This is a genomic window from Protofrankia sp. CiP1_Cm_nod1, assembly GCF_920888515.1.
Taxonomy (GTDB): domain Bacteria; phylum Actinomycetota; class Actinomycetes; order Frankiales; family Frankiaceae; genus Protofrankia.
On sequence record NZ_CAKKTM010000379.1, the window covers coordinates 1 to 6,076 of the forward strand.

Below are 6,076 nucleotides of genomic sequence, written 5' to 3' on the forward strand. Positions count from 1 at the left end.
CCCGTCGCCACCGCGAGCGCGCCCGGCCCGTGGTGGCGACGGCCCGGCCGCTGTCCGACGACCGGCTGTCGGCAGCCGGGACGCCGTGGCGGGCAGCCGTGCCGACCATGGCCGGCGGGGCCGCCATCTGCTACTTCAGCTTCTCGTTCGGCCCGGCCTTCTTCGCCGCCGACGTTGCCGTGTACGGGCTGGCTGTCGGTCTGCTCATCGTCGCGTTCGGCCTGCTGATGCTCTGGTATCCGGGCGCGTGCGCGGCGCTGGGCCTGCTGTCGGTCATCGGCGGCCTGATCGCCTTCCCGATCGCCGCCGGCGGGCTGGGGGCCGGCTCGCTGCTGGCGATCATCGGTGGGTCGCTCGCCGCCGCGTGGACCCCGCCACCGCACGGCGCGTTCCTCGCCGTGCGCGCCGCCCGCGCCGGCGTGCGGGCCGCGGCGGCGGCCATCGACCTGGCGCTGGCCGGCGTCATCGTCGTCGGCCTCTACGCGACCGTCCTGAACGGGCCGGTCAAGGAGCACATCGCCGTCTGGTACGCGCTGCATCTGGCGGCCTGGCTGCTGGTTGTCGGGCCGGGCGTCGCCGCCGCCCTGACCCCGGGCCGGCTGCTGCTCGGCATCCGGGTGTTCACGGCGCCGGGCCCGGTAGCCGCGGTAGCCGCGGCGGCACCGGGTGCCGGCCCGGCGACAGGCAGCACCGTGTCGGGCACCGCCGTGTCAGGCAGCACCATGTCAGGCAGCGCCGTGGCGACGGGTACCGCGGCGGTGCCGGCCGCCCGGGCGGTGCTCCGCGAGGCACTGCGCACGGTGGAGGTCGTCGGCACCGTCGAACTCGTGCTGCCGCTCCCCCGGCACGTCGGTCTGGGCCCGGCCGCGCTGTGCGCCGCCGTCGTCACCGCCGGCTGGCTGCTTCTGCTGTGGACCGGCCGCGTACCCCACGACCTGATCCCACGCACACGGACGGTCTCGCTGCGCGTAGTCACCGCCCCGACGGCGTCCTCCCTGGCAGGGCCCGCCCCGGCCGCGGGCTCCCCGCCTGCCGACACCCGGCCCGCGGCCGCGGTCACGAGTTCCTCGGTTTCGGATGCCCAGCCCACGGCCGCGGATTCCCCGCCTCCCGATTCCGCTGTTCCGCCTTCTCCGCTGCCAGCCGCGGGGGTCCTGCCCCGCACCGCCCCGGATTCCGCCGCCCCGGATTCCGCCGCCCTGGATTCCGCCGTCCTGGATTCCGCGGCCGAGCCCGACCGGCATGCCACGGGCCCGGCACCGGACCCGGACGCCCGGTGACCCGTTTCCCACGCCACCTCGGCGCGTCGTTGTCCCTGCTGGTCGTGGGCTCGGCCGTCCTGATCATCGGCATGGCCGGCACGGCCTCGGCGCGTGCCGGGGGCGCCAACACGTTCCACTGGACGGGCCGGGACATCGAACTGCGACAACTGGCGCTCGGCGGCACGACCAGCCCGGCGGACGGGGCCCCGGCCGCGCTGCTGCGCATCGGCGACCTGGTCAGCGCCGCTGACTTCCGTCTGGAGAAGGAGATCCGCCTCGGCAGGCTCGGAACGTGGACGCTGGAGGTGACCGCGAACACGATAACCACGACCGGCACGCCGGCGGAGGCCGCGGCGGGGAGCGAGGCCTCGGAGGCAAGCGACATCACCGCGCCCTTCACCTGTGTACGGGATGCCGGCGTCCACGGCTCGGGCCGCGGCACGGGGCCGCTGCTGGACCCGTCACTGAACCGTGCGCTCGATGTCGATCCCGCCACCGGCTATCGGGACACCGTCGTCTCGGCGGCGGTCGGCCTGGTCGGGCGCGGCGACGTCCTGCTGACGCTGGGCCGGATATACAGCGAGTCCGGCCGGATCACCATGCCCAGGCTGCGCCTGACCGGCGCCTCGGTGCTGCTGCGCCCCGGCGGCTACTCCCCCGGTCTGGACGCGCCGCCGGCGTACTGCGACGGCTCCGCCTCCCAGGACGCCATGTTCCAGGACAGCCTGCCCCAGGGCGGTGGGGCGCAGCGCACCGGGGCACAGGACGACGCCGCGGGCACACGAACGGCCGGTGCCACCTCCGCAGCCACCGTCCCCGCGACAACGCCAGCGACAGCGCCAGCGACCGCCTCCGGCGCGGGCGGTGCGGGAACTCCAGGCCCGGCCGCGCCACCGCCGGGGACTGCCCCCGCACCGACGACACCGGCATCCGGTCAGCCGACGCCGTCCCGACGCTGTCCTCCCCTGGACCTTCTCTGCGTCCTCTCCGGACCCTCGTGATCCGGACCTCGTGATCCGGACCTCGTGACGCTCTCCGAGTGCCCCGCGCCCGACGGAGGCAGAGAAGATCGCCGCGAGTTTGTCATTGTGTACGCCACTGGGGCCGAAAACCGTACACAACGACAAAACAGCACAGATCATGTTCCCCGCGGCTGGCCGCGGACGCCGCCCGCGGCGCCTGATGGCCGGCATCGACAGCATCGACGGACGTCTGGGCAGCGGCCGGGCCGGCCTGTGCGGGCCGGCCGGCTGGTACCCGGGATGCTCACGTGTTCAGGCGGGCGCGGATCTCCGGGCGTCGTAGCGGCGGGAGTGTGGCCGGCGGCTGGCGGCGGGCCGGCAGCGTGTCGAGCAGCCGGTGGACCGCGGCGCCCACCTCGGCGACCGCCGTCTCGAACGCGTCCCCGGCCGTGGCCGGAGGCTGGCGCAGACCACTGACCTTCCGGACGAACTGGCGGGCGGCCGCCTCGATCTCCTCGTCGGTCGCCGGCGGCTGAAGGCCCCGCAGTTCGGTGATGTTACGACACATGATCCTCACCGTCTCCCCACAGATCCGTATGTACTGGGCGGCCCGCGCGTGCGGGCAGGTCACGTACGTCAGCGTCGCGGCCAGGCCGGAATCCAGTTCGCTGTCCACCCGCTCACCGAAGAGTTCCGAAACCATTCGGACGGAGGATACGGCCGGCGGCAGAATGAGGTCATGCCCAATACGAATCCCACCGTGTGGCTCACCCTGCAGGCCCACAACCCCGCCGTGCTCATCGACTACCTGGTCGAGATCTTCGGTTTCGACCTGGTCGCACGCCACGGCGAAGGCGAGACCGTCGAACACGCCGAACTGCTCTGGCCCGAGGGATCCGGCGGCATCATGCTCGGCGCGTACAAGCCCGAGGGCCACTGGACGCGCGAGCCCGGCACGGCGGGCGGCTATGTGGTGACCAGCGACCCCGATCGGCTGTACGAGCGGGTACTGGCCGCGGGCGCCGACATCATCATCAAGATCAACGAGACGCCCTACGGCTCTCGTGAGTTCGTGGTACGAGACCCGGAGGGCAACCTGTGGGCCTTCGGAACCTACACCGGCGCACCCCGGCAGGAACACCCTTCATAGCACGGAGAATCCCGGACACACCACGCCGCGCTGAATCCGAGGATTCGGAAAGACATTTCAGCCGGCGTTCGAGAGCGTCGACCGAGCAGCTACTGGTCGGCCGCTTGCCGCCCGTCCCGGATTGTCAGAACCTCGCGGGCCAGCCGGGCGCAGCCGGCCTCGAGCTCGGCGTCGTCGGTGAGATCCAGCGACAGACGGGCCCGTATGCCGAGACGCGGCCGGCAGGGCTCTCGTATGACGGTGAGCAGCCTGGTCGCGGCGGTTTCCAGACCGAGGTGCTCCGCCAGGACGTTCTCGAGCTCGGTGAAGTTGCTCTCCAGATATCTGGGGGTGGGCACGGCCAACGTGTATCTGCTCTGTATCACCGCCCGTTCCATCTCGAGTATGAGCGGGACACCGAGGCGGGGAGTGCCTCGTGATCGATACAGACGCGTACTCCCAGCTTCCGGACGCCTACCAGGCGGTCAGGAGCCGGGCCGGGTCGTAGCTGGGCAGACCCGGTACCTGCGTCGTCGTCCGCGTGACAGCGACTGGTGACGCGATGTCACCGCCTGGCACCGCGGCCCGGTCACGCAACAGGTGGTCCAGGTCGGCCTGGGTGAAGGGCTCCTTGTCACGCCATTTGACGGAGCCGACGAAGGTGACCACGTTCGCGCCTTTACCGGGCCGGACTCCTACCAGATCCACCTCGGGTGTGTGGTTACGCGGCCACCAGCCGCCTACGCTCTCAGCGCCGCCGAGCGCGGGATCGTCGATCGCGAGCCTGGTGAGCGCCTGGCGTACCAGCGGTTCCACCGCCCGTCCGCGATAGGCGGCCCAGCCGCCCGTCACCCTGGCTCTGGCGAGGTCGGGCCGGCCACGCTGAATGTCGGCGACGGCGCCTTCCAGGAAGCGTAGCCAGAACCGCAGGTAGGGGTCGGCGACCCGGTAGCGGGACGCCGTACCGACCTTCACTGCCACCGGACGGTCGACCGCGATCACTCTTTTGCCGGCCAGCAGTGCCAGGGCCCGGGTGAGCGGTGTCGATGCCACACCGGCGCGCGCCGCGATCGCGGAGAAGGCCCGGTCTCCAGCACCGATGGCGCGCAGCACGTCACTCGCCTGCAGATCGCGCGGGAACTCCGCGTCGAGAACCCGCTGACCGGTGACGATGAGCTCGGAGTTATCGTCCGAAAGCTGGTCGTCGAGGAACGCCGGCAGGCCACCGGCTCGCCGCCATTCCAGCAGCAGCCGGGGGTATCCACCGGTGATGAGCTGCGCGTCGAACGCCTCCGCCGCACGTTCGCTGCTGAGACCGAGCATGCGCGCCGTGTCACCGACGGAGAACGGCTCGACGACCATCTCCCGAGCCCGCCCGAAGAGCGGCCGGTCGTGCCCGGTCAGCATCTCCATCACGGCGAGGTCACTGCCGATGATGATGAAAAGGACGGGCCGGTTCTCGAACAGCCGGTCCCAGAGCTTCTGCAGGGTGCCGTCGATGCCGGTATCGCGCTCCAGCAGCCAGGGGAACTCGTCGATTACGACGACGGCCGGCGTGTCCACCGGGAGCGCGGCGTGGGTGGCGCGTAGCGCCTGTTCCCAGGTGCTGAAGCCGCCGGCGGTGAGCCCGTCGGCGCCGGGCAGCGTGCAGTCGAGCCGGGCGTCCTCGACGAACCCGTCGAGGTCTCGCTGGAGAGTGGCCTGCCGAGATCCGGTCACGAACAGTTGCGGCAGACCGCTACGGCGCACGAACTCGCTGATCAGCCTGGACTTGCCGGCCTGTCGCCGGCCCCGGACGCTGACCAGCCGGCCCCGGCCGTCACGGACCGCCGCGAGGTGGGCGTCCAGCCGCGCCAGCTCCTCGGCGCGACCCACGAAGTCCTCATGCACACACGAAGACTAACATCCATGTTAGTGACATCAGTGTTAGTGACATCAGTGTCGCTGGCATCAGCCCCGCCCAGGATCCGGTCTGCCCGCGACACGGCCGAGCCGGACCCACGGAGACGGAAAACAAGAGCCGCAATCGCCTGAAGCACCCCAGAAATTCTGGCATACTATGACAAATAGTATAATCCACGCATAAATGGATGTGTCTTTATCAGCTACAGCCGCAATGACAGTACATATGTAAAATCCCTCATCGAGCATCTCCGAAACAAAAAATTCCAGCGTGGTACGACAACTCAATAGATGCAGGAATGGAATGGCGCAACGAAATCAAGCGAAGGATTGACGGCTGCTCGGTTTTCATCGTGGTAATGTCCCCATCCGCCGAAAAATCAGAGTGGGTCTATCGGGAAACGATACAAGCAGAAAAAGGGAAGATTCCCGTCATGTCACTGCTCCTGACTGGTGATGCATTCTTCCACCTGGCAGACAAACAACATGAAGATGTGCCCGATGGGCGAATGCCATCACCCAGACTCATCACCCTGCTGCGCCGACACTGCGGATACAACTCCGACATCACGACTAACATCGAGAACGACTGGAGGGCCACGCCTCCGACATCCTATACCTATACCTATACGCGTACCTATACCTATACGCGGCCGATGGAGCAGGTTAGGTTCAACCTCGGCAGAGGAGTGCAGTACTTCGCCGCCGTCCTTGCCATTATCTGGATTTTTAGCATCCTCGACGGTAACTCAGGAGAAGTCATCCTGCCAGCACTCCTGCTCCCCGTTCTACTGAGAGTCAGGACAGTAAGAACATCCTAT

Annotated in this window: 7 protein-coding genes; 4 read left to right on the top strand and 3 right to left on the bottom strand. The window is 69.1% G+C overall.

Features of this window, described 5'->3' with window-relative positions:
- Both NBX02_RS16930 and NBX02_RS16935 read left to right on the top strand, forming a co-directional pair.
- Positions 1 to 1,280 (top strand): DUF6114 domain-containing protein (locus NBX02_RS16930; protein ID WP_250292137.1); only part of this gene is annotated, 1,280 nt, incomplete at its 5' end.
- Positions 1,277 to 2,263 carry a hypothetical protein gene (locus NBX02_RS16935; RefSeq protein ID WP_250292139.1) on the top strand — a complete coding sequence of 329 codons (987 nt, stop codon included), beginning with the start codon at positions 1,277 to 1,279 and terminating at the stop codon, positions 2,261 to 2,263. The genes NBX02_RS16930 and NBX02_RS16935, both read left to right, overlap by 4 nt.
- Positions 2,264 to 2,528: 265 nt before the next feature.
- On the opposite strand, the gene NBX02_RS16940 is transcribed toward NBX02_RS16935, so the two are convergent.
- Positions 2,529 to 2,792: a DUF2277 domain-containing protein gene (locus tag NBX02_RS16940; protein ID WP_047224521.1), complete on the bottom strand. Its 264-nt coding sequence runs from the start codon at positions 2,790 to 2,792 to the stop codon at positions 2,529 to 2,531.
- 171 nt (positions 2,793 to 2,963) lie between these two features.
- On the opposite strand from NBX02_RS16940, the gene NBX02_RS16945 reads away from it, so the two are divergent.
- On the top strand, positions 2,964 to 3,374 hold the full coding sequence (locus NBX02_RS16945) for a VOC family protein (protein ID WP_250286875.1): 411 nt from the start codon (positions 2,964 to 2,966) through the stop codon (positions 3,372 to 3,374).
- Between the two features lie 89 nt (positions 3,375 to 3,463).
- Here the strand turns inward: NBX02_RS16945 and NBX02_RS16950 are convergent, their stop codons facing one another.
- Together NBX02_RS16950 and NBX02_RS16955 are read right to left on the bottom strand one after the other, a co-directional pair.
- Complete coding sequence (locus NBX02_RS16950) at positions 3,464 to 3,802, bottom strand: toll/interleukin-1 receptor domain-containing protein (RefSeq protein WP_445548493.1); 339 nt, start codon at positions 3,800 to 3,802, stop codon at positions 3,464 to 3,466.
- Positions 3,803 to 3,827: 25 nt separating this feature from the next.
- Positions 3,828 to 5,243: an AAA family ATPase gene (locus NBX02_RS16955; RefSeq protein ID WP_250292142.1), complete on the bottom strand. Its 1,416-nt coding sequence runs from the start codon at positions 5,241 to 5,243 to the stop codon at positions 3,828 to 3,830.
- Positions 5,244 to 5,518: 275 nt separating this feature from the next.
- Here NBX02_RS16955 and NBX02_RS16960 point away from each other — a divergent pair.
- Positions 5,519 to 6,076 (top strand): toll/interleukin-1 receptor domain-containing protein (locus NBX02_RS16960; RefSeq protein WP_445548494.1); only part of this gene is annotated, 558 nt, incomplete at its 3' end.

Coding starts and splice junctions, on each gene's coding strand:
- NBX02_RS16940 (WP_047224521.1), bottom strand. CDS start 2,792: ATGTGTCGTAACATCACCGAACTGCGGGGCCTTCAGCCGCCGGCGACC.
- NBX02_RS16945 (WP_250286875.1), top strand. CDS start 2,964: ATGCCCAATACGAATCCCACCGTGTGGCTCACCCTGCAGGCCCACAAC.